Source organism: Kitasatospora sp. NPDC048286, assembly GCF_043201735.1.
Taxonomy (GTDB): Bacteria; Actinomycetota; Actinomycetes; order Streptomycetales; family Streptomycetaceae; genus Kitasatospora.
In genome coordinates, this window is sequence record NZ_JBICZE010000008.1 from 144,390 (window position 1) to 164,189 (window position 19,800).

16 protein-coding genes and 1 pseudogene are annotated in these 19,800 nt (G+C 74.2%); 9 read left to right on the plus strand and 8 right to left on the minus strand.

Features of this window, described 5'->3' with window-relative positions; translation table 11 throughout:
- Positions 1-89 precede the first annotated feature (89 nt).
- Entirely contained in the window at positions 90-1,880 is a 1,791-nt protein-coding gene (locus ACGF13_RS20760) for a S9 family peptidase (protein ID WP_392877111.1), read from the plus strand.
- Here the strand turns inward: ACGF13_RS20760 and ACGF13_RS20765 are convergent.
- The 3 genes and pseudogenes from ACGF13_RS20765 to ACGF13_RS20775 all read right to left on the minus strand — a co-directional run bounded on the left by ACGF13_RS20765 (position 1,858) and on the right by ACGF13_RS20775 (position 4,946).
- Positions 1,858-2,757 (minus strand): hypothetical protein, encoded by a 900-nt coding sequence (locus ACGF13_RS20765; protein WP_392877610.1) that lies wholly within the window; start codon positions 2,755-2,757, stop codon positions 1,858-1,860. The two genes, ACGF13_RS20760 and ACGF13_RS20765, sit on opposite strands and share 23 nt — an antisense overlap.
- 32 nt (positions 2,758-2,789) lie before the next feature.
- Positions 2,790-3,068 (minus strand): annotated as a pseudogene (locus tag ACGF13_RS20770) (ATP-binding protein); the annotation flags it as partial.
- Between the two features lie 492 nt (positions 3,069-3,560).
- A complete protein-coding gene (locus ACGF13_RS20775) occupies positions 3,561-4,946 on the minus strand; it encodes a rhodanese-like domain-containing protein (RefSeq protein ID WP_392877113.1) in 1,386 nt (461 codons plus the stop codon).
- 339 nt (positions 4,947-5,285) lie between these two features.
- On the opposite strand from ACGF13_RS20775, the gene ACGF13_RS20780 reads away from it, so the two are divergent.
- The 5 genes from ACGF13_RS20780 to ACGF13_RS20800 all read left to right on the plus strand — a co-directional run bounded on the left by ACGF13_RS20780 (position 5,286) and on the right by ACGF13_RS20800 (position 11,997).
- Positions 5,286-5,675, plus strand: a complete 390-nt coding sequence (locus tag ACGF13_RS20780; protein WP_392877115.1) for a rhodanese-like domain-containing protein — start codon at positions 5,286-5,288, stop codon at positions 5,673-5,675.
- The gene (locus ACGF13_RS20785; RefSeq protein WP_392877116.1) at positions 5,672-6,421 is read left to right on the plus strand and encodes a sulfite exporter TauE/SafE family protein; all 750 of its coding nucleotides are present in this window, start codon (positions 5,672-5,674) and stop codon (positions 6,419-6,421) included. The genes ACGF13_RS20780 and ACGF13_RS20785 overlap by 4 nt, the downstream gene beginning before the upstream one ends.
- Positions 6,422-6,568: 147 nt before the next feature.
- Positions 6,569-7,135, plus strand: coding sequence for a rhodanese-like domain-containing protein (locus ACGF13_RS20790; protein WP_392877118.1), 567 nt, complete (start codon positions 6,569-6,571; stop codon positions 7,133-7,135).
- Between the two features lie 248 nt (positions 7,136-7,383).
- Entirely contained in the window at positions 7,384-9,801 is a 2,418-nt protein-coding gene (locus tag ACGF13_RS20795) for a hypothetical protein (protein WP_392877120.1), read from the plus strand.
- Positions 9,802-9,909: 108 nt separating this feature from the next.
- Complete coding sequence (locus ACGF13_RS20800) at positions 9,910-11,997, plus strand: alpha-galactosidase (protein ID WP_392877122.1); 2,088 nt, start codon at positions 9,910-9,912, stop codon at positions 11,995-11,997.
- Position 11,998: 1 nt separating this feature from the next.
- Here the strand turns inward: ACGF13_RS20800 and ACGF13_RS20805 are convergent, their stop codons facing one another.
- Positions 11,999-12,442, minus strand: coding sequence for a hypothetical protein (locus ACGF13_RS20805; protein WP_392877124.1), 444 nt, complete (start codon positions 12,440-12,442; stop codon positions 11,999-12,001).
- A 163-nt stretch (positions 12,443-12,605) separates the two neighbouring features.
- Between ACGF13_RS20805 and sigJ the strand changes: the two genes are divergently transcribed.
- Positions 12,606-13,514, plus strand: coding sequence for an RNA polymerase sigma factor SigJ (sigJ, locus tag ACGF13_RS20810; protein ID WP_392877126.1), 909 nt, complete (start codon positions 12,606-12,608; stop codon positions 13,512-13,514).
- Between the two features lie 9 nt (positions 13,515-13,523).
- On the opposite strand, the gene ACGF13_RS20815 is transcribed toward sigJ, so the two are convergent.
- Together ACGF13_RS20815 and ACGF13_RS20820 are read right to left on the minus strand one after the other, a co-directional pair.
- A complete protein-coding gene (locus tag ACGF13_RS20815) occupies positions 13,524-13,949 on the minus strand; it encodes a hypothetical protein (protein ID WP_392877128.1) in 426 nt (141 codons plus the stop codon).
- Positions 13,880-14,692 (minus strand): saccharopine dehydrogenase family protein, encoded by an 813-nt coding sequence (locus ACGF13_RS20820; protein WP_392877130.1) that lies wholly within the window; start codon positions 14,690-14,692, stop codon positions 13,880-13,882. Before ACGF13_RS20820 ends, ACGF13_RS20815 begins: the two co-directional genes overlap by 70 nt.
- A gap of 129 nt (positions 14,693-14,821) precedes the next feature.
- Between ACGF13_RS20820 and ACGF13_RS20825 the strand changes: the two genes are divergently transcribed.
- Both ACGF13_RS20825 and ACGF13_RS20830 read left to right on the plus strand, forming a co-directional pair.
- On the plus strand, positions 14,822-15,670 hold the full coding sequence (locus tag ACGF13_RS20825) for a PaaX family transcriptional regulator C-terminal domain-containing protein (RefSeq protein ID WP_392877132.1): 849 nt from the start codon (positions 14,822-14,824) through the stop codon (positions 15,668-15,670).
- Positions 15,671-15,788: 118 nt separating this feature from the next.
- Complete coding sequence (locus tag ACGF13_RS20830; protein ID WP_392877134.1) at positions 15,789-16,532, plus strand: SOS response-associated peptidase; 744 nt, start codon at positions 15,789-15,791, stop codon at positions 16,530-16,532.
- Between the two features lie 64 nt (positions 16,533-16,596).
- On the opposite strand, the gene ACGF13_RS20835 is transcribed toward ACGF13_RS20830, so the two are convergent.
- Positions 16,597-17,094 carry a hypothetical protein gene (locus ACGF13_RS20835; protein WP_392877136.1) on the minus strand — a complete coding sequence of 166 codons (498 nt, stop codon included), beginning with the start codon at positions 17,092-17,094 and terminating at the stop codon, positions 16,597-16,599.
- 106 nt (positions 17,095-17,200) lie between these two features.
- Positions 17,201-19,759, minus strand: coding sequence for a class IV lanthionine synthetase LanL (gene lanL / locus ACGF13_RS20840; RefSeq protein WP_392877138.1), 2,559 nt, complete (start codon positions 19,757-19,759; stop codon positions 17,201-17,203).
- Positions 19,760-19,800 lie beyond the last annotated feature (41 nt).

Below are 19,800 nucleotides of genomic sequence, written 5' to 3' on the forward strand. Positions count from 1 at the left end.
CCACGCCGGGCGGCAGCGTCGAGGTCCCCGCGTAACCTCAGCCCCGCGGCGGTGGCACTTACCTGCGTCATTCGGGCAGGACCCATTCCATGAGCTCTCACGGCAGCGGGCTGTCACCGGCATGGGTCGCACGAAAGGTCGTCTCCTACGACGAACTCCAAGTCGTGGCCGGCTCGCTGTGGTGGCTGCAGTCCGATCCTGACCACGGTGGAGTCCGGCGCGTCATGAGTACGGACCGCACCGGCACGGTCTTCGCGGTGACCCCACCCGAATTCTCAGTGGGAAGCCAGCTCCACGCGTACGGCGGCGGCAGCTTCGCCGTGGTGACGGACGGAGTGTGGTTCGTCGGCGACGACGGTTCCCTCTTCCACCAACCGTTCGGCTGCGCGGCCGACAAGATCGTGCCCGTCCGTGGCTCTGCACAGTACGGGGACCTGGCGCCGGCCGACGACGGTGGTGTGCTCGCCGTTCGTGGCGACGGCGCTTCGGACGAGATCGTCGCAGTGTCCGTGTCCGGATCCGTTCGGGTGTTGGTCCGCTCCTCCGAGTTCCTCGCCTGCCCTCGGCTCGCAGGAGAGGAACTGGCGTATCTGGCGTGGAATCGAGACCAGATGCCGTGGGACAGTTGCAGTCTCCTGCTGACAGACATCCGAGCGAATGCTCTCGGGCCGAGCCGTGTCGTGGCCGGCGGACGCTCGGAGTCCGTGGTCCAGCCTTCTTGGGGTCCGGACGGATTGCTGTACTTCATCTCCGACCGAACGGGCTGGTGGAACCTGTACCGGCTTCGCGGTGACGAGGTGACGACGGTCCTGCCGATCGACGCGGATTGCGCGCCGGCGCCGTGGGAAGGGGGCTACCAGTCGTACGGATTCGCCCCTGACGGCGCCATCCTCCTGACCGTCATGGACGGCTTCTCCACCGAGCTCGTGGCCATCGATCCCGCTGGCAGCCGGCGTCGGCTCGCCCCGAACCTCACCTCCGTGAAGCCGTACATCGCGGTCGACGACGAACGGCTCGCCGTGATCGGCTCGACTCCGGCGTCCGCTCCGGGCCTGTGGTCACTCGACCTCACGGCACAAGCCGACGCCCCTGCTGTCCCGTTGGGCGTGGCCTCCGAGCCCGCTCCGCCCTGGACACCTGTCCCTCCGTCGATCGACGCCGCGCCAGGCGCGGGAGGTCGTGTGCGCTTCCTGCTGCACCGGCCTGCGGGGGCGGCGAGGCCGACACCGCTTCTCGTACGAGCGCACCCCGGTCCGACCGACGACGTACCTCTGCGGTTGGACCGGGTGACCCAGTACTTCGTCAGCCACGGCTTCGCCGTCGCCGACGTCCTCTACCGGGGCAGCACCGGCCAGGGCCGTGCGTTCCGCCAGGCCTTGCACGGCCACTGGGGCGACTACGACGTCGAGGACTGTGCCGCAGTGGCCGAACACCTTCGATCAACCGGCGTGGCACGACCCGAAGCCATCTTCATCAGCGGAGCGAGCGCCGGCGGGTACACAGCGCTTCAGGCAGCGAGTCGCCCCGGCCCCTTCGCCGGTGCGACAGCCACCTCGGCCATCATCGGCCCCACACGGTGGGAGCTTTCCGTACCTGCGTTCCAGCGCCCTCACGCGGCCGTGCTTCGGGGACCTGCCGGGGCAGCGGTGCCGGACCGGATCCTCTGCCCCGTGCTGGTGATCCATGGCGCTGCCGACACGATCACGTCCGCCGAGGAGGCGCTGCAGTTCGCCCAGGAGCTGGCCGACCTCGGCGGTGACCAGGCCAGCCTCCTTCTGGACAGCGGCGACCACTACCTCTCGGCGCCCGCAGCACGCGAGCAGGCTCTCCGCGCCGAACTCGACTTCTATCACCGCATCATGCGCCACTCAAAAGAGTGAGAGCCACGTCGTCGGCTTCCGGAAGCACGGCACGGGCGAACTCGCGCAGCTCCCGAACCGGCGCGTAGTCGGAATGGACCTGCACGTCAGCCAGGACTCCGGCGACCCGCTCGACGCATCGGCCCGACCCTGTCCTGGCCGCGTAGGCGACGGCCTCACGGCCTGCTGCGCACGCCCGGTCGAGGTCCCCGCTACGCAGCCAGGTGGCGGCGAGCAAAGCGGCGTCGATGGCGCGTCGGCGGACCCTGTCCTCCCCCACACCGCTGAGAGCCTCGGCAAGCTGGCTCCTCGCGGCCGGAGCGCGACCGAGGTCGTGAAGGCAGTGGGCCACCTCGTCCGCGAGGTAGGCGTGATTGAAGTAGCGGATCCAGGCGGGTTCGTCCTGACGGTCCGCGACGTCGAGCAGCTTCTCGGCCTGCACGATCAGCTGGGTCGCCTCGCTCTCCCTGCGCATCCTGGCGTTCGCGCGCGCCACGACCGCGGTGATGGCAGGCCGGATCGCCGGGCTCACAGCCGTCCCAGCCGCTGCTTGAGCCGAACCCGCCCAGCGCAGGGCGGTCTCCGGATCGCCGCAGTGCAGCGCCAGGTGCCCGAGGTTCACCGCCACGAGGTAGGCGCTGTACGCCTGGTCGTTGCTCACGGCCGTCAGGGTGAGGGCGCGCTGGTAGTACGCCTGGGCCTGGTCGGGGCTGCCCGTGTCGACCGCCTGATATCCGGCGAGCTCGCAGAATCCGGCCGTTAGTCGCGCGCGTCGACGCGCGACCTGCTCGTCCGAGGCCGGGCGACGGAGGAGTGCTTCGAGTTCGTTGTCGATGTAGGAGCTGACCTGCCGCCGGTACTGCCGGGTCCCGTGCGTGTGGTCGAGCTGACGGAACATCTCGAGCAGCGCCCGTAGCCTCGGCGACCGTGGAGTGGACGGCCTCCATGGGTACTGGGCGCGTTTCGCTTCCAGGAACCACCCATGCCGGCGAAGGCCGCCTGCACCGACTCACCCGGGATGCCGTGGCCACCATCACGGACCTCGACGGCGCTGACACCACCGAACTCGTCAAGCTCGGCAATCACATGGACCTGTGCGGCGTCCGCGTCCAGACCGTTCCATATGAGTTCGGCCAACGCGCCCACCGGGTCGGAGCGGCGTGCGACGTGCTCAACGAAGTCGGGCTTCACCTCGATCGGAATCCGCATTGCGGCAGCTTCCCACTTCGCAGTGTCAGTTGGTCAGCCCTCTGCAGGGACCAACTTCACTCATAGCCCAACGGCACCGTGCGCCCCGGCAGCACCCAGGGGTCACAGCATGACCGGCGGCCCAGGAGGTCCGCGAGGCAGCGGCCGAGCCGGAGCCACCCCATAAGTCTGGCCAGGCGTACCGCGGGAATCGGCGCAGTGACATGGTGCCGACGACGAAACCGTCCCGAGATCCCGGATCACCTGCTGGGCCGACGCCAGTTCATTCAGCGAAGCGGCGCCCGGGTGCGCTATGGGTCGCCGCAGGCGGCCGCCTCCTGGGCTGCAGGAAACCACCACCCCAGGAGGCTCCCATCCAAATCGCGTCGGCCGCCGCCGTGCCCCCGCCCCTGGACGGCGCGCCGACGCGGTGGAATCCAGGGGCACGAGGCGGGCGCGACTTCGGAAGCTGCCCGCGGCCCGAACGGGGGGGTGGGCCGGGACCGCCGAGGTTCAGGCCCGAGCGGGATGGGTGAGGGCATCCCAGGCGGCGTAGCCGCCGAGGAGGTCGGAGACGTCGGTGTGGCCGTGGTGGCGGAGCAGGCTGGCGGCGATGGAGGAGCGGTGGCCGCCGGCGCAGTGGACGACCAGGGGGCGGTCGGTGGGGATCTCGCCCAGGCGGGCGGGGAGTTCGGCCAGGGCGATGTGCAGGGATCCTTCGACGGCGCCGGCTTCGCGTTCGCCGCAGGTGCGCACGTCCAGGACGGTGGGGGGCTGCTCGCCGGCGAGTGCGGTCCGGAGCCTGTCGGCGGTGAGGCGGCTGGCGGGGGTGAGGTCGGCGGCGAGGGCGGGCAGGGCGTTGCCGGGGTTGCGCAGGTAGCCGGCGATGTGGTCGAAGCCGATGCGGGCGAGGCGGGTGACGACCTCGTCCTCGCGGTCCTGCGGGGCGATGATCGCGATGGTGCTGTCCGGGGTGAGGACGGTGCCGGCCTGTTCGGCGAAGCGGCCGTCGAGGGGGACGTTGACGGCGCCGCGGACGTGTCCCGCGCCGAAGTCCTCGGGGCTGCGGGCGTCGAGGACGACGGCGCCCGCGGCGCGGGCCTCCTTGAAGCCTTCGGGGCACAGCGGACGGTCGGCGTTCGCGCGGTCGAGCAGTGGGCGGTCCTGCCGGTTGAGGGCGGCGTCGTGGCCGAAGTAGGCGGGAGCGACGGACTGGCCGGCGGTGACGATGCGGACGAAGGTGTCCTGGTCCATGGACTGGCAGGCGTAGTTGGTCCGGCGCTGCGCGCCGATCGTGGAGCGCTTCTCGCTGGAGAGGTTCTTGCCGCAGGCGGAGCCGGCGCCGTGGGCGGGGAAGACCAGGGTCTCGTCGGGCAGGGCCATCAGCTTGCGGTGGACGCTGTCGTAGAGCATCGCGCCGAGTTCCTCGGCGGTGACGCCGGCGGAGGCGAGCAGGTCGGGGCGGCCGACGTCGCCGATGAACAGGGCGTCGCCGGTCAGCACGCCGTACGGGACGGTGTCGTCGGGCTGCTCGAAGACCAGGATGCTGATCGACTCGGGCGTGTGCCCGGGGGTCTCCATGATCTCCAGGGTCACGTCGCCGAGCTCGATCCGCTCACCGTCGGCGAGCTTGCGGATGGCGTACTCGGTCTCCGCCCGCTGCCCGTACCCGATCCAGGCGCCGGTGCGGTCGGCCAGTTCGAGGTGGCCGGCCAGGAAGTCGGCGTGGAAGTGGGTGTTGATGACACCGACGACGGTCAGGCCTCGCGCCCGGGCGTCGGCGAGGTACTCGTCGACGTCCCGGCGGGGGTCAACGATCACGGCCTGGCCGCTGGTCTCGTCGGCGATCAGGTAGGACGCCTGGGAGAGACAGTCGAGGTAGTACTGGCTGAAGATCACGGGGTGTCTCCTTCGTTGAGGTCTGAGCAGCCGACCACAGCGGCGTGGGGCGCCACAGCGCCGTCTTGATACCCCCAGCGGTATATCTCGGAGCATACGGCTTCGGGAGTCGATACGGGCGGGGGTATGCCGAACGATTTCGATAATACCCCCCGGGGTACTATCGTGGAGACATCGAGGGAGAACGGCCGCCGCCGCACCCGGGCATCGAGCCGGGTCAGGCGGGGCCGAGGACGCGCCGGTCACACCGCCGCACCGGGCCACCGGGCCCGTACGGACGCCCGCGCCACCCCTGATCCGCCGGACCACGCAGTCCGGTCTGCACCACTGGAGAACCACATGTCTTTGCTGCCGCACGCCCACAGGTCCGACACCCACGGACACAGCGCCCCCGGACACACCACCCCCGCCGAGGCCCACGACCTCGCCCGCACCGGCGCCGCCGTGCTGCTCGACGTCCGGGAGGCCGCCGAGTTCACCGCCGGGCACGCCCCCGGCTCGCTGCACCAGCCGCTGATCGGGCTGGTCGCCGGTGTTCCGCTGCCGTCCGAGGCGGCCGGTCGGACCGTGCTGGCGATCTGCCGCTCCGGCAACCGCTCCCAGCGGGCGGCGGAGCTGCTCGCGCAGCGCGGCGTCCAGGTGCTGAACGTGGCCGGCGGCATGAACGCCTGGGCGCTGGCCGGGCTGCCGGTCACCACGCCCGGTGGCGGCGCCGGGCACGTGATATGACCACGCTGCTCCTGGCGCTCGCCGCCGGTGCGGTCGTCGGGCTCGCACTGGGCGGGCTGGGCGGCGGCGGCAGCATGCTCGCCGTCCCCGCCCTGGTCTACCTGCTGGGCTTCAGCCCGGCGCCGGCCACCACGGCCAGCCTGGTGATCGTCGCCGCGACCTCGCTCACCGGGCTGCTCGCCCACGCCCGGGCGGGCCGGGTCCGCTGGCGCACCGGCGCGCTGTTCGCCGCCGCCGGACTACCCCTCGCCATGGCCGCCGGGGCGTTGTCCACCCATCTGCCGGGCGCGCTGCTGACCGGCGCCTTCGCGGTGCTGGCGGCGCTCGCGGCCTGGCGGATGCTGATGCCGCCCAAGGTCCAGGCGCAGGAACGTTCCGCCGCAGGAGTCGGCCGCTCCACGGCGGCGGGCGCCGGGCTCGGCGCCGTCACCGGACTGCTCGGCGTCGGCGGCGGCTTCCTCGCCGTACCGGCCCTGGTCTCGGTGCTCGCCTTCACCATGGCCGAGGCGGTCGGCACCAGCCTGCTGGTCATCAGCGCCAACTCGCTCGCCGCCCTGCTGCCCCGCCTCGGGGCGACCGGCGCCATCGACTGGGCCGTCGCCGCGCCCTTCACCGGCGCCGCGATCCTCGGCGCCTGGGACGGCAAGCGGCTGGCCGACAAGCTCAGCGGGCGCACCCTCCAGAGGGCCTTCGCCGTCGCCCTGCTCGGCGTCGCCGCACTGATGCTGATCACCACGCTGGCCTGATCACCGCGCCGACCTGATCACCACCCTGGCCTGAACACCGCGCCGAGCCGAACCACGGCGAGCCCGGCCACAGCGCCGGGCACCCCCGACCTCACCCCCACCCCCACCCCCACCGCTCTCCCCCCACCCGAGAGGACCCGCATCCCCATGACCACGCCGCTGACCGTCGAGCAGTTCCAGCCCCGCCTCGGGCAGCTCACCCTCATCGACGTCCGCTCCCCCGGCGAGTACGCCGCCGGCCACATCCCCGGCGCCCTGAACGTCCCGCTCGACCAGCTCGACCGCGCCCTGCCCGCACTGCACGAGGCCGCCGGACAGGGCGAGATCGCCGTGGTCTGCGCCGCCGGGCCGCGCGCCGACAACGCCTGCCGGCAGCTGGCCGACGCCGGCATCCCGACCCTCACCCTGACCGGCGGCACCAACGCCTGGGCGACCGCCGGCCGGCCGCTGGACCAGGTGGCGGGCGCCCGCCGGGTGTGGGCGCTGGACCGCCAGGTCCGCATGGTGGCCGGCTCGCTGGTGCTGGCCGGCGTGCTGGCCGACCTCGTCCTGCCGGGTGCCCGCTGGGTCTCCGCGGCCGTCGGCGGCGGGCTGGCGTTCTCCGCGCTGTCCAACACCTGCGCGATGGGCTCGATGCTCTCCAAGCTCCCGTTCAACCGGCCCCGCCCTGGCGCGCCGAGCCTGGACCAGACGCTCGCGAAGCTGAAGCGCTGATCCCCGCGCCCTCGTACATGAAGGCCCCTGCCCACCCCCGTCGGGCAGGGGCCTTCACCTCTTCTCCCGGTCACCTCCAGGAAGCCGTCACCCGCCTCCAGGAAGTTGTCACCGCACATCCCGTTGACGCGACCGGACCAAGGATGTGAAATGTCACCCATCACATGCGACGCATCATAGCCCGCATCCCTGCGGATTTGAACGTTCAAAGACCATCCGCCCACAGACCGACCGGAGGTAGCTCCGCCATGCCGCCCCGCCCCCGCGCCTTACCCACCGGTCTCGCCCTCCTGGCCGTCCTCACCGCCCAGGCCCTCGGCGCCGCCCCGGCCCCGGCGGCCACCGGCACGCCGCTCGTCGACGGCGGGAGCTACCTCCTCGGCTCCGCCCTGGACGGCTCCTGCCTCGGCCCGCAGTACGCCCTGGCCGCCCCCGGCACCCCGGTGGTCGGCGCGGCCTGTGGGCGACTGCTCAGCCAGCGCTGGCAGCTGCACCGCACCGGCGGCGACTACCTGCTGGTCAACGCCGCCGACGGCCGCTGCCTCACCCTCGGCGGCGCGGACCGCCGCCCCGCCACCGCCGACTGCGGAACCTCCCCCGAGGCCGAGCGCTTCACCGTCTCCCGCGCGCCGCAGGGCACCTACACCCTCACCGCCCGAGGCACCGGCGGCTGCCTGACCGCCGACCCGGCCCCGGTGGACCACCACTGCGACCACCGCCCCGCCCACCGCTGGACGCTCACCCGCACCGAGCCGCTGGTGCTCGCCGACCCCGGCTTCGAGCAGAACCGCCAGGGCGGCGCCGCCACCGCCGGCACCGCAACGGACGGCACCGCCGCCACCGGCGACTGGACCTTCACCGCCCACACCGGCACCGCCACCAACAACCCCCACGGCGGCAGCCGCCTCGCCTACCTCGACGCCGGCCCCGGCTACGCGGTGAGCCAGCAGGTGACCGCCGTCACCGCGGGCTCCTACGACCTGTCCGCCTGGATCGCGACGGGCGGCGCCGGCGGCAGCTTCTCGGTGAGCGTCAACGGCGCCGTGGTGCGCTCCCTCCCGCTGCCCGAGCAGTCCACCTACGCGAAGTACACCCTCCCCCGGGTGCCGGTCGCCCCCGGTGACCGGCTGACCCTCACCATCGGCTCCTCCCCCACCGGCTGGGTCAACGTGGACGACGCCGCCGTCGCGCCGTCCGCCCCCAACGACCCGGTGATCAGCTCCTCCGACCCCGAGGTCGTCGCCCTCTTCGACTGGGCCAAGACCAAGGCCAACAGCTGGGTGCAGCAGGCCGGCACCACCGGCGTCCGCGACCAGGACGAGAACCACCCCGGCGGCACCGGCACCACCACCTACGACGCCACCTACTGGGCCGGCTACCCGTTCCGGTCCGCCTTCTACAGCCGCGACTTCGCCCACCAGCTGACCGGCGCCCACCTGCTCGGCCTGGACGCCGAGAACAAGACCATGCTGCGCGGCTTCGCCGCCTCCGCCACCGAGACCAACCGGCTCTACCCGGTCTGGGCGCTCAACCTCGACGCCCGCAACTACGCCGCCATCGACTACCGCGGCCCGGACCGCTTCGTCCGCGAGCTGCCCGCGCCGTTCGAACTCGTCCAGCAGGCCGGCGAGGCCTACCGCTGGACCGGCGACCGCGACTACGCCGAGGACCCGGGCCTCGGCCGGTACGTCCGCAACACCCTCGGCCCGTTCGTCGCCGGCCACCCCGGCCCGGTCGACAACGGCGGGGTGCCGATCCCCCAGGCCACCAGCCGCTCCATCTTCGCCGGCACCGCCAGCTACGCCGAGAACGCCACCCGCACCTACGCCGAGGCGGGCGACGCGGTCGGCTCCCAGTACCAGGCCTACCTCGCCGCCGCCACGCTGGCCGACGCCCGGGGCGACGGCGCTGCCGCCACCGACTACCGGAAGGCCGCCGACCGGCTGCGCACCTACGTCAACTCCACCTGGAGCGTGGACAGTTCACAGCCCGGCGAGGTCGTGCACGGCTACGACACCACCGGCAAGCCGATCACCGGCTGGGGCTACGAGGCGAGCGTGCTGATGCCGGTCAAGCGGCTGCTCGACCCGGGCCCGCGCCGGGACGCCCAGCTGGCCGCCATCGACGCCGCCGACTCCGGCCCGGAGCGCTCCGCCAACCTGGAGGCCTACACCTACCTGCCGGACGCCTTCTTCGCGGGCCACGACGGCACCACCGCCTGGAAGTGGATGCGGCACGTCTACGAGAGCACCGGCGAGCCGCACACCAGCGGCGCGATGCTGAACGGCGACTACCCCGAGGTCCCGTTCACCCTGCTGTCCCAGACCGTCCAGGGACTGCTCGGCGTCACTCCCGACGCCGCCGGGCACGCGCTCGCCACCACCCCGCAGCTGCCCGCCTCGATGGGCTGGCTCCAGGTCGCGGGCATCCCGGTGGGCGGCGGCACGGTGACCGTCCGCCACGACGGCGCACAGCGCAGCACCGTCACCAACACCGGTACCGGGCAGCTCACTTGGGAGGCCCGCTTCCCCGGGCGGCACGCCCGGATCACCGTCGACGGCGAGCAGCGCGAGGCCCGCGCCACGACCGTCGACGGCGTGACCTACACCACCGCCACCGTGACCCTCGCCCCCGGCCGCTCCGCGACCGCGGCCGTCACCGACTGACCCCCACACCGCACCACCGCGGCCGGCCGGCCCCACCCGGCCGGCCGCGCTCTCCCCTGGACCATCCTGACGATCCGCCACGTCCCCCACATCCTCAGGAGTGCGCACATGAGCCGAACCCGCCGCCGAGTCGCGGCATCCCTGCTCTCCCTCGCCCTCGCCACCGCCGGCCTCGGAACCGTCGGCCTCGGCGCGGCCGCCCCGGCCGCCGCGCTCGGAGCCGTCGGCCTCGCCCCGGCCCCCGCGCTCGGCAACGGCAACGCCCTGACCCCGCCGATGGGCTGGAACTCCTGGAACTCCCTCGGCACCGAGGTCACCCAGGACCAGGTCGTCCAGACCATCGACTTCATGACCGCCAACGGCCTGGTGACGGCCGGCTACGACACCGTCACCATCGACGACGGCTGGTCGCTCTGGCACCGCGACGGCCAGAGCACCGACCTGGTCCGCAACGCCGACGGCGGCCTGCAGCTGTACGACGCCGCCGGGAAGCCGGTCAGCGGCACCGACGGGACCGGCAACGACCCCACCTCCGGCCACCTGGTCCCGCGCCCCGACCACTTCCCCGACCGGACCGTCGGCGGGCGCACCGTCAACGGCATCGCCTACCTCGCCCAGTACGCGCACAGCAAGGGCATGAAGTTCGGCCTCTACGCCACCGACACCTACCTCACCTGCCAGATGCACCCCGGCAGCCTCGGCCACGAGTCCACCGACGCCGCCGACTTCGTCTCCTGGGGCGTCGACTTCGTCAAGTACGACGACTGCCCGTACGGCCCGCCGATCACCGGCCCGGACGGGCACAACTACGGGACCCAGGGCGAGGGCAAGGAGCTGACCCGCTCGATCTACGCCCGGGTGCAGACCTTCCAGCGGGCCCTGGACGCCGCCTCGGCCGCCCAGGGCAGGCCCAAGGTCACCCTCAGCGTCTCCGCCCAGCCCGTCCACACCGGCCTGCCGTACCTGCTCCCCGCGGACGACCCGGCCCGCACCGACCCGGTGGTCCAGGCCGCCGGGACGGCCCCCTTCCACGCCCCCGGCTACGCGCCCACCGGCATCTGGTGCGGCCAGGTCGCCAACCTGTGCCGGATCGGCGGCGACCGGGACAGCGAGCTCGACGGGGTGCTCTGGAACGGGCAGTTGAGCACCGCGCTGCAGTACCCGGGCAACGTACGCCCGGGCAGCTGGAACGACCTCGACATGATGTTCACCGGCTGGCAGGACGTCTACGGCCTGTGGGGCACCACCGACACCTGCGTCTGCCACAAGCCGTTCACCGACGACGAGTCGCGGACGGAGACCTCCGTCCTCGCCATGCTCGCCGCACCCCTGATCTCCGGCGCCGACCTGCGCACCGCGGCGCAGTCCCAGCACAGCGACCGCGGCTACACCTGGTCCACCGGGATCAACGACGCGAGCCTGGCGATCCTGAAGAACCGCGAGGTGATCGCCGTCGACCAGGACGGCCTGGCCAAGCCCGCCACCCTGGTCGGCGCCCGGCCGGCCGACGGGCGCGCGCCGGTGGTCCTCAAGCGGCAGCTCGCCAACGGCGACACCGCCGTCCTGCTGGTCAACCAGGACCCGTCGGCCGGCCGCACCGTCGCCACCAGCCTCGCCGAACTCGGCCTCGGCGGCTCCGGCTACCAGGCCAAGGAGCTGTGGACGGGCGCTAGTTCGACCGTCACCGGACCGATCAGCGCGGCGCTCCCGGCGCACGGGTCGGCCCTCTACCGGCTCACCCCGAAGACGCCGGGCGGGCCGTCGGGCGTCGTCGACGACGGGAAGTTCCACGCACTGACCGGCAACGGCCTCGCGCTGTCGCTGCTCGGCTCCTGCACCGCGCCGATCGGCTCGGTCACCGACCTGGAGGCGCAGCGCACCGGTGACCCGGCGCAGCAGTGGACCTTCACCACCAACCCCGACGGCACCGTCCGGATCACCGACAACTGCGACACCGCCACCCACCGGCACACCGTGCTCTCCGCCGGAGCGTCCGCCGGCGACAGCGCCTACCTGCTCGACCTGGCGCCCGGCAACCCCTGGCAGGAGTGGAAACTGACCCAGGGCCCGACCGCCGGCACCGTCACCGTCACCAACGTGGCCACCGGCCTCGTCCTGGACGCGGGCGCCGGCACCGCCGGGTCCTACGTCACCACCCGCCCGGCCACCGGCCAGAGCTGGGGCCTGGGTTCCTGAGTCACTCCCGGGTGCCGGCCGTCCGCCGCACGGCGCGGGCGGCCGGCATCCGGACCAGCACCGCCACGCTCAGGCCGAAGATCACCACGCCCAGCGGGACGTGGAGCGACGGCACGTGCGCGATGCCGAGGACGACCTGCGCCGAGGCCAGCACGAGGAAGCCGGTGGCGTACAGGATCGGGCGGGGCGAGCCGCCGCCCGGCCGCCAGGCCAGCACGGCGGCGAGCACGTACAGCATCGAGGCGCCGTACATCACCCGGGCGCCGACGCCGTGCACCGTCTCGCCGTAGGAGGTGGAGAGCAGCAGGCCGGCCGAGACCGCCTGGAGGAGGACGGTCGCGGTCTGGAGCGCGACGGAGACCCGCAGGAAGGTCCGGGTGCGCTGTTCCACCGCCGTCCCTGACGTCGTCTCCACCGGAGCACCTGCCGTGGTGTGGACGGCCATGATGCGTTCCCCCTCTTCTGCCTCGCGGCGGTTGATCGGTACTGTCCCGGTCATCCGACGACGCAGGCCGGCGAAGTGTGAGGCGGGGTTCCCGTCCGGGCTCACGCTCCCGGCTCGGACTCGGACCCGGACGGACGAGACGAACCAGGGAGCGGCCCCGACCATGAGCACCGAACCGGACCTGAGCGTGATCGTCGGCGAGCGGCGGCAGCTGATCAACCTCGCCTACCGGCTGCTGGGTTCGCTGGCCGAGGCCGAGGACGCGGTGCAGGAGACGTACGCCCGCTGGTACGCGCTGTCCCGGCGGCAGCAGGAGGCCATCGTCTCGCCGGGCGCCTGGCTGACCACGGTGGCCACCCGGGTCTGCCTGGACCTGCTCGGGTCGGCGCGGGTGCGGCGGGAGCGCTACGTGGGCGAGTGGATACCCGAGCCGCTGCCCGACCGTACGGAATGGGCCGGCGGCGGCGGACCGGCCGATCCGGCGGACTGGGTCACCCTGGACGAGTCGGTGAGCATGGCCTTCCTGGTGGTGCTGGAGGCGATGACCCCGGCCGAGCGGGTGGCGTTCGTCCTGCACGACGTCTTCCGCTACCCCTTCCCCGAGGTCGCCGAGATCGTCGGCCGGACCCCGGCGGCCTGCCGGCAGCTGGCCGCCTCCGCCCGCCGCCGGATCAGGGCCGCGCAGGCCCCGGTGACGCCGACGGGCGCGCAGGCCGGTCTGGTGCGGCACTTCAAGGAGGCCTGGGAGGCCCGGGACATCGCGGCCCTGATCGCCCTGCTCGCCCCCGACGCCACGATGACCGCCGACGGCGGCGGCCTGGCCGGCGCCGCGCTCCAACCGGTGCGGGGCGGCGAGCGGATCGCCCAGTACCTGATCCACCTCGCCGACCGGGCGCCCGGGCTCACACTCCTGGAACGGACCGTCAACGGCCGCCCCGGGCTGGTCGCCCGGCACGGCGGGCTCACCGCGACCGTGGCCGCGTTCGAGCTGGCGGACGGCCGGATCACCCGCATCTGGGCGGTCCGCAACCCGGAGAAGCTGCGCCCGTGGACGGAGGGCGACACGCCCTGATTCCCCGTGCTACAGCTCCTCCACCACCTCCACGCCCGGGCACTCCCGCGCCAGGTCGGCGAAGAACCGCTCCCCGTCGACCACCGCCTCCGGCGGATGCACCCCGGCCGACCGCACCGTCCCGTCCAGCAGCTGCGCCAGCCCGAGCGCCGCCGGAACGCCGGTGGCCCGCGCCATGTCCGCCAGCAGCGCTTCCGCTCCGCGCAGGTGAGCGAGGGCGACGGCCGGGCGGCCGTCGCGCGTTCCGGTGGCGGCGGCGAAGAACGGCGGGAGGGTGCCCGGGCCGCGCAGGCGCGGGGCGCGGGCGGCGGCGCGCAGGGTGCGGCGCGCGGTGGGGTGGTCGAGGTCGGCGGCGGTCTCGTTGGTCAGCCGTCCGGCGTCGAGGTCGGCGCGCAGCACGTCCAGGTAGGCGGCGGTACCGGCCCTGACCACCATGAGGTTGGCCGCGTCGCCGTCGGGCCGCAGGCTGCGGTGCAGGGTGACGGGTCCGGGTGGCCGACGGTGTAGGCGGTGCCGTGGTGGCCGCCGGGCAGGTCGAGGGTGACCGGGCGCAGCGGGGGCCGTCGGACCAGCCGGCCGCCCTCCACCGTGGCGACGGTGCCGCTGATCTGCTGCATCCAGTGCACGGCGGCGGCCGAGACCGTTCCGTCGGGGTCGCGCAGCGAGGCGTCCGGCTCCGGGCCGACGTCGACCGGCCAGGCGGTGTACACGTCGGTCAGGGTGTCGAGGCGGGCGGCGGCGCGGGCGGCTAGCAGGTTGCTGACGCCGGGGCTGGCCCCCATCCCGAGCAGCGCGCGCACTCCGGCGGCGCGGGCCCGGTCGTCCAGGTCCAGCATGGCGAGGGTGGGTTCCCAGTCGTCGCAGATGTCCAGGTAGTGGGTGCCGGTGCGGATCGCGGCGCGCAGCACGTCGAGGCCGTAGCGGTAGTACGGGCCGACGGTGTTGAGCACGGCGTCGGCCTCCGCGAGGGCGGCGTGCAGTGCCCGTTGTTCGGTGACGTCAACCCGGGCGGCGCGGACGGGCACCGGTGCGTCGGCGGAGAGTGCGGCGGCGGCGCGGCGGGCGGCGTCGAGGTCGCGGTCGGCGACCACCAGTTCGTGGACGCCGGGCAGTGCGGCGGCGACCCGGGCGGCGGCCCGGCCCATCGCGCCGGCGCCGCCGAGGGCGAGCAGTCTCATCGCGGGTCAGCCCTTCGGGTGGTCGAGCGGGGTCGGGAAGCACGTGCCGAGCAGCTTCATATCGTTCACCCGTCAATCGATCGTTTCTAAAACGACCGTAGCAGATACGAACGCACTAGGATGATCGTCATGCAGGAGATCCCGACCCGGGTACTGGTGGACGCGATGGTCCGCGCCGACGGCACGGTCGACTGCGGCGACCTCTACGCCGTGGCCGGCCGACTCGGCATGAGCGACCAGCAGGTGCGGCTGACCATCAAGCGCCTCACCGCCGACGGCCGCTTCGTCCAGGAGGGCCGGGGCCGCCGGGCGCTGCTGCGCGCCACCGCCGCGACCCGGCGCGAGATCGAGCCGGACGTCGGGCACCTCGCCCTGATGTACGCCCAGGACCGCGGCGAGGCCCCCTGGGACGGCGTCTGGCACCTCGCCGGATTCGCCGTCCCCGAACGCGACCGCACCGCCCGCGACGGACTGCGCGAGACCCTGCTGCGGCTCGGCGGCGCGCCCGTGCAGAACGGGCTCTACGTCTCGCCGCACCCCTGGGAGCCGGAGGTCCGGGAGGCGGCCGGCGCCCTGGGCGTCCTCGCCAACCTCACCCTGCTGAGCACCCGCGACCCGCACACCGGCGACACCGGCGAACCCCGCGAACTCGCCCGCCGCTGGTGGCCGCTGGACGAGCTGGCCGAGGGCCACCGGCGCCTGACCGCCTTCGCCGCCGGGCAACTCGCCCGGCTCACCGCGGGCGGCCTATCGGAGACCGAACTGCTCACCATGGCCGTCGAGTTGGCCGCCGCCTTCACCGAGGCGAGCGAGCCCGACCCGCTACTGCCCCCGGAACTGCTGCCCCAGCCCTGGCCCGGCGCCGAGGCCCGGGCTCTGGTCGCCCGCTGCTGGGCCCTGCTGCTCGCCGACCCGCGACCGGGGTCGCCCCGGCTGTTCGACGCCTACGCGGAGGTCGTCGCGGCGGTCACCGGCTGACCGGTGCCGCCCCGGACCCCGCGGGCCCGAGGTGCCGCGGCACGCCTCCGGGCACACCCCGGGTGCGCGGAGGCCGAGTTGGACGCCTGTGGCCCGTGCGGTGTGGGAGGCTGGGGGCATGTGCGGTCGCTTCGTCTCCACCACCACGCCCCAGGACCTGGTCTCACTGCTCGGGGAACTCCGGTGGGACCCGGCCGAGACCTTCGCCCCGAGCTGGAACGTCGCCCCGACCGACCCGGTCCCAGCCGTCCTGGAGCGCGTCGACCGGGAGACCGGCGAGATACTGCGCCAACTGCGCCCGCTGCGCTGGGGCCTGGTCCCGTCCTGGTCCAAGGACCCGTCCGGCGGCGCCCGCATGATCAACGCCCGCTCGGAGACCGTCGACACCAAACCCGCCTTCCGCAAGGCGTTCACCGCCCGCCGCTGCGTGATCCCCGCCGACGGCTACTTCGAATGGCGCGAGGTCCCCGCGGGCGCCGGGACGAAGAAGTACAAGCAGCCGTACTTCCTCAGCACCGGTGGCGTGATGCTGATGGCCGGCCTCTACGAGTTCTGGCGCGACAACACCCGCCCCGAGGACGACCCGCTCGCCTGGCTGGCCACCGCCACCGTCATCACCACCGACGCCAGCGACTCCGCCGGCCGCGTCCACGACCGGATGCCCCTCACCATCGCCCCCGACGACCTCGCCACCTGGCTCTCCCCCGCCCACACCGACCGCACCGAACTCCACCACCTGCTGCGCCGCCCCGCCGACGGCGACCTGCGCGTGCGCGCCGTCCCCACCACCGTCAACAGCGTCCGCAACAACGGCCCCGAACTGCTGGCCACCGCCCCGGACCCGCTGGGCCTGGCGGACTGAGGCCGAACCCCGGAGCCCACATGAACGGCACCCCCGCGAGCCTCGTCGAGGCGGCGTTCCGCCACTACCGGTCGCAGGACCCCGGTCCACGCCCGCTCCGGGAAGCGGCGTCCCGGTCCTCGGCCTCGTGCGGGGCGATCCCGGTGCCCGGCGGCCAGCGGTGGCCGGCCTCGTGGAGGTGCTGCAGGGCGTCGAGGTCGTTGGCCACCATCACCTGGGCCAGCCTGGCCGCCGCGGCGACGACGGCGGGCCAGTCGGGCGAGTCCAGGTAGGCCTCGTCGGGGGCCCCGGCGCCGACCGCGGCCTGAACCGTTCCGTAGGCGGCGCCCAGCCGGGCCATCAGCTCGACCTCCTCCTCGGTGCGCAGGCTGTACCCGAGCGACCGCTGCGGGTCGTCCGCGTCGCAGAAGTCGTCGAAGAGCACATGCACGGTGTAGCCGAGGTCCTCGAACCGGTCCCGGTCGAGCCACACCTCGCGCTGCCAGGTCGGGCTGGCGAGCGCCACGACGGCGGGGACGACGTGGAGACGGAACGCGGGGAGGGCGATGCCGTGATCGGTCACGGGGGCGAGGGTACTCACTTCATGATCGCCGGGACAGCCCCGGCCCGGCAGGAGCGGGTACCGGGTCGGCTCGCCCGGGCGGAACCTCGGCCCCGCCCGGGATCGCTCAGGGCAGCGGCAGCTGCCCCGGCACCGGGCCGCCGCGGCGGGTGAGGCGGCGCAGGAAGGTGGTGACGCCGGGGGTGCCGACGGCCCAGGCGCGGGCTTCCGTGTCGGGGCGGCGGCCGGGCAGCAGCGGCCGGGTGGGCGGGCCGCCGGCCCGGGTGAGGATCAGCGCCGCCACGTCCTCGGCGGCCGCCCAGTGCCGGGCCTCGCCGGTGGCCACCGCGAGGTCCACGCAGAGGTCCCCGACGCCGGCGAGTCCGCAGCAGCGGAAGACCTGGGCGGTCCTCGGGGCGAGCGTCCGGCAGGTGTCGGCGGCGTCGGCGGCCAGGGCGAGCAGGGTGTCGTCGCCGTACTGGCGGCCGGCCTGGACCAGCAGGGTGCCGAGCCCGGCGAGCCCCCGGCACCAGGAGAGGTAGCGGCGGGTGGCCCCGGGCGCGCGGGCGGCGGCCAGGATGCCGGGGAGGTCGGCGGCGAGTCCGTCCACGATCTCCCGGCCGGCGCGGCGGGACGCCTCGTCGGGCATCGCCAGCAGGAAGTGGGCGACGCCGGCGCGGCCGTGCGCGAAGCCCTCGGCGAGGGCCGCGGTGCCGGGGTTGGGCTCCTCCCCGAGGTCGTCCAGCGGCCGGCCGACCAGTTGGGCGGCGCAGTGGGCGGCGGCCGCGCGGTGTGCCGCGGCCGCCGGGCCGAGGGCGGCGAGCAGCAGGTGTCCGGTGCCGATCCCGGCGGTGCCGGCGATCTGGTCCACGCCCGTTCCCTCGTACCGGCGGTGTGCCGGGGGCTCGGTGCCGAGCGCGGCGGCCGCCTCGGCGAGGAACAGGTCGACGCCGGTACGGCCCTGGTGGAGCGAGCCGTCCAGGTGGTCGAGGGCCGGGTGGGCGGCCGTCCAGCGGGCCAGTTCGGCGGCGGCGGCCCGGGCGTCCGGGCGGTCCGGGTGCCGGAGCAGTTCGAGGCCGAGGCCGGCCGCGCCGTCGTACAGCGAGAGCAGGGTGCGGGGCTGTTCCGTGCCGGGGCCGGCGGCGACCAGCTCGCGGGCCATCCGGACACAGGTGGTGACGGTGTGGTCGAGCGCCTCGGCCGCCCGGCCGCCGGCCCGTCCGCTGCCTCGTCCGCCGGGGGCGTCGCGCCGGACCGGCGCGGGCCCTTCCCGCAGCCGCGCCGCCGCGGCGGTGCGGTGCGCCGGGTCGAAGCTGAGCAGGCCCGCGATCAGTTCCGCCGCCGGGTGCCCCGGCTCGGGGAGGGCGGCGCGCAGGCAGGCGAGGGTGCGGTCGCGGTTGGTCGCCGGGTCCGGGTCGATCACCACCGGGTCGAGGCCGGTGAGGGCGTGGTGCAGGGTGGCGCCCAGCGCGTAGTGGTCCTCGGTGGGGTCCTCGCCGGTGGCACCCGGCAGGCCGTAGCCGGCGGTGGCGCCCGGCGGGCGGTCGCCGGCCAGGGCGCTCACCCCGAAGTCGACCAGCGTGGGCCGGCCGGCCCGGTCGAGGACCACGTTCGCGGGCTTGAGGTCGCAGACCACCACGCCGCGCGCGTGCACCGCGTCCAGCACCCGCAGCAGTCCGCGCCCGAGCGTCCACCAGTCCCGCCCGCCGGCGGCACCGGTGTCGGCACCGTACGGGCCCGAGGTGAGCACCTTGCGGCGCAGGTCGATCCGCCCACAGGCGGCGCTGACCAGGTACTCGTCGGTGCCGTGCCGGAAGTAGTCGACCAGGGCGGGCACGCCGGGCACCCCGGTGAGCGCGTCGAGCACCCGCTGCTCGTGCCGCAGCCGGCCGCGGGCGTCGGTGCCGGAGCCGTCCTCGGCGACGAAGGCCCGGGCCTGTTTGACCACCACCTCGCGCCCGGTGGCGAGTTCGACCGCGCGGTAGACGTGGCCGCTCGCGGCGCGGGTGATGCCGGCGGTGATCCGGTAGCGGCCGGCGCCGACCCGGGTGGTCGCCGGCCGGGCGGGGGCGTCGGGCGCCTCGAAGGGGTCGCCCGCCCAGGGCGGCCGGCGGTAGCGGGCCTCGGCCAGGCCGGGGAAGAGCGTGCCGTCCGGGCCGGCCATGCCGGCCCGCGCCTCGTCGTCGGTGACCCGGAACGGCCCGTAGCGGTAGTGCACCGGGGCGTCCGGCCGGACGGGGCGGTCGCTGACCACGGCGGGGCCCTCCCGGCCGGCCAGCGCCCGCGCCAACTCCAGTCCCAGGGAGCGGACTTCCTCCGGTCGGGGGTAGACCGTGACGGCCTTGCCCACGGCGGCGGCGCCGTGCCGGCCGCTGTTGAGCTCCCACAGCGCCGCCGTGCTCACCGCGAACTTCACGTCGCAGACCCGGCCGAGCAGGATCGGGAGCGCCGTGTCCAGCAGGGCGGCGAAGCCCTCGGGGCGGGCGGACAGGTGCAGCTTCCAGCCGTGGGCGAGTTCCGGCATCCGGGGGTCCCGGAGGTACCACCAGTGGCCGTCGGTGTGCAGCGGGCGGTGCGGCCCGGGCGCCTGGGCCGCCAACTCCTCGGCCCTGCACCGCAGTTCCTCGCCCGGTGGGTCCGACCGGCGGGCCTCGGCGGAGCCGGGGTCGGGCGGCGGTGTGCTCATGGTTCCGTCCTTCCCCGGTCCGTCGTGGTCCGCCGGCCGCT

Bases quoted from the DNA above. Each gene is read 5' to 3' on its own strand.
- ACGF13_RS20800 (WP_392877122.1), top strand. From the start codon at position 9,910: ATGAGCCGAACCCGCCGCCGAGTCGCGGCATCCCTGCTCTCCCTCGCC.
- ACGF13_RS20760 (WP_392877111.1), top strand. From the start codon at position 90: ATGAGCTCTCACGGCAGCGGGCTGTCACCGGCATGGGTCGCACGAAAG.
- sigJ (WP_392877126.1), top strand. From the start codon at position 12,606: ATGAGCACCGAACCGGACCTGAGCGTGATCGTCGGCGAGCGGCGGCAG.
- ACGF13_RS20795 (WP_392877120.1), top strand. From the start codon at position 7,384: ATGCCGCCCCGCCCCCGCGCCTTACCCACCGGTCTCGCCCTCCTGGCC.
- ACGF13_RS20780 (WP_392877115.1), top strand. From the start codon at position 5,286: ATGTCTTTGCTGCCGCACGCCCACAGGTCCGACACCCACGGACACAGC.
- ACGF13_RS20830 (WP_392877134.1), top strand. From the start codon at position 15,789: ATGTGCGGTCGCTTCGTCTCCACCACCACGCCCCAGGACCTGGTCTCA.
- ACGF13_RS20825 (WP_392877132.1), top strand. From the start codon at position 14,822: ATGCAGGAGATCCCGACCCGGGTACTGGTGGACGCGATGGTCCGCGCC.
- ACGF13_RS20805 (WP_392877124.1), bottom strand. From the start codon at position 12,442: ATGGCCGTCCACACCACGGCAGGTGCTCCGGTGGAGACGACGTCAGGG.
- lanL (WP_392877138.1), bottom strand. From the start codon at position 19,759: ATGAGCACACCGCCGCCCGACCCCGGCTCCGCCGAGGCCCGCCGGTCG.
- ACGF13_RS20785 (WP_392877116.1), top strand. From the start codon at position 5,672: ATGACCACGCTGCTCCTGGCGCTCGCCGCCGGTGCGGTCGTCGGGCTC.
- ACGF13_RS20820 (WP_392877130.1), bottom strand. From the start codon at position 14,692: ATGAGACTGCTCGCCCTCGGCGGCGCCGGCGCGATGGGCCGGGCCGCC.
- ACGF13_RS20790 (WP_392877118.1), top strand. From the start codon at position 6,569: ATGACCACGCCGCTGACCGTCGAGCAGTTCCAGCCCCGCCTCGGGCAG.
- ACGF13_RS20815 (WP_392877128.1), bottom strand. From the start codon at position 13,949: ATGGTGGTCAGGGCCGGTACCGCCGCCTACCTGGACGTGCTGCGCGCC.
- ACGF13_RS20765 (WP_392877610.1), bottom strand. From the start codon at position 2,757: ATGTTCCGTCAGCTCGACCACACGCACGGGACCCGGCAGTACCGGCGG.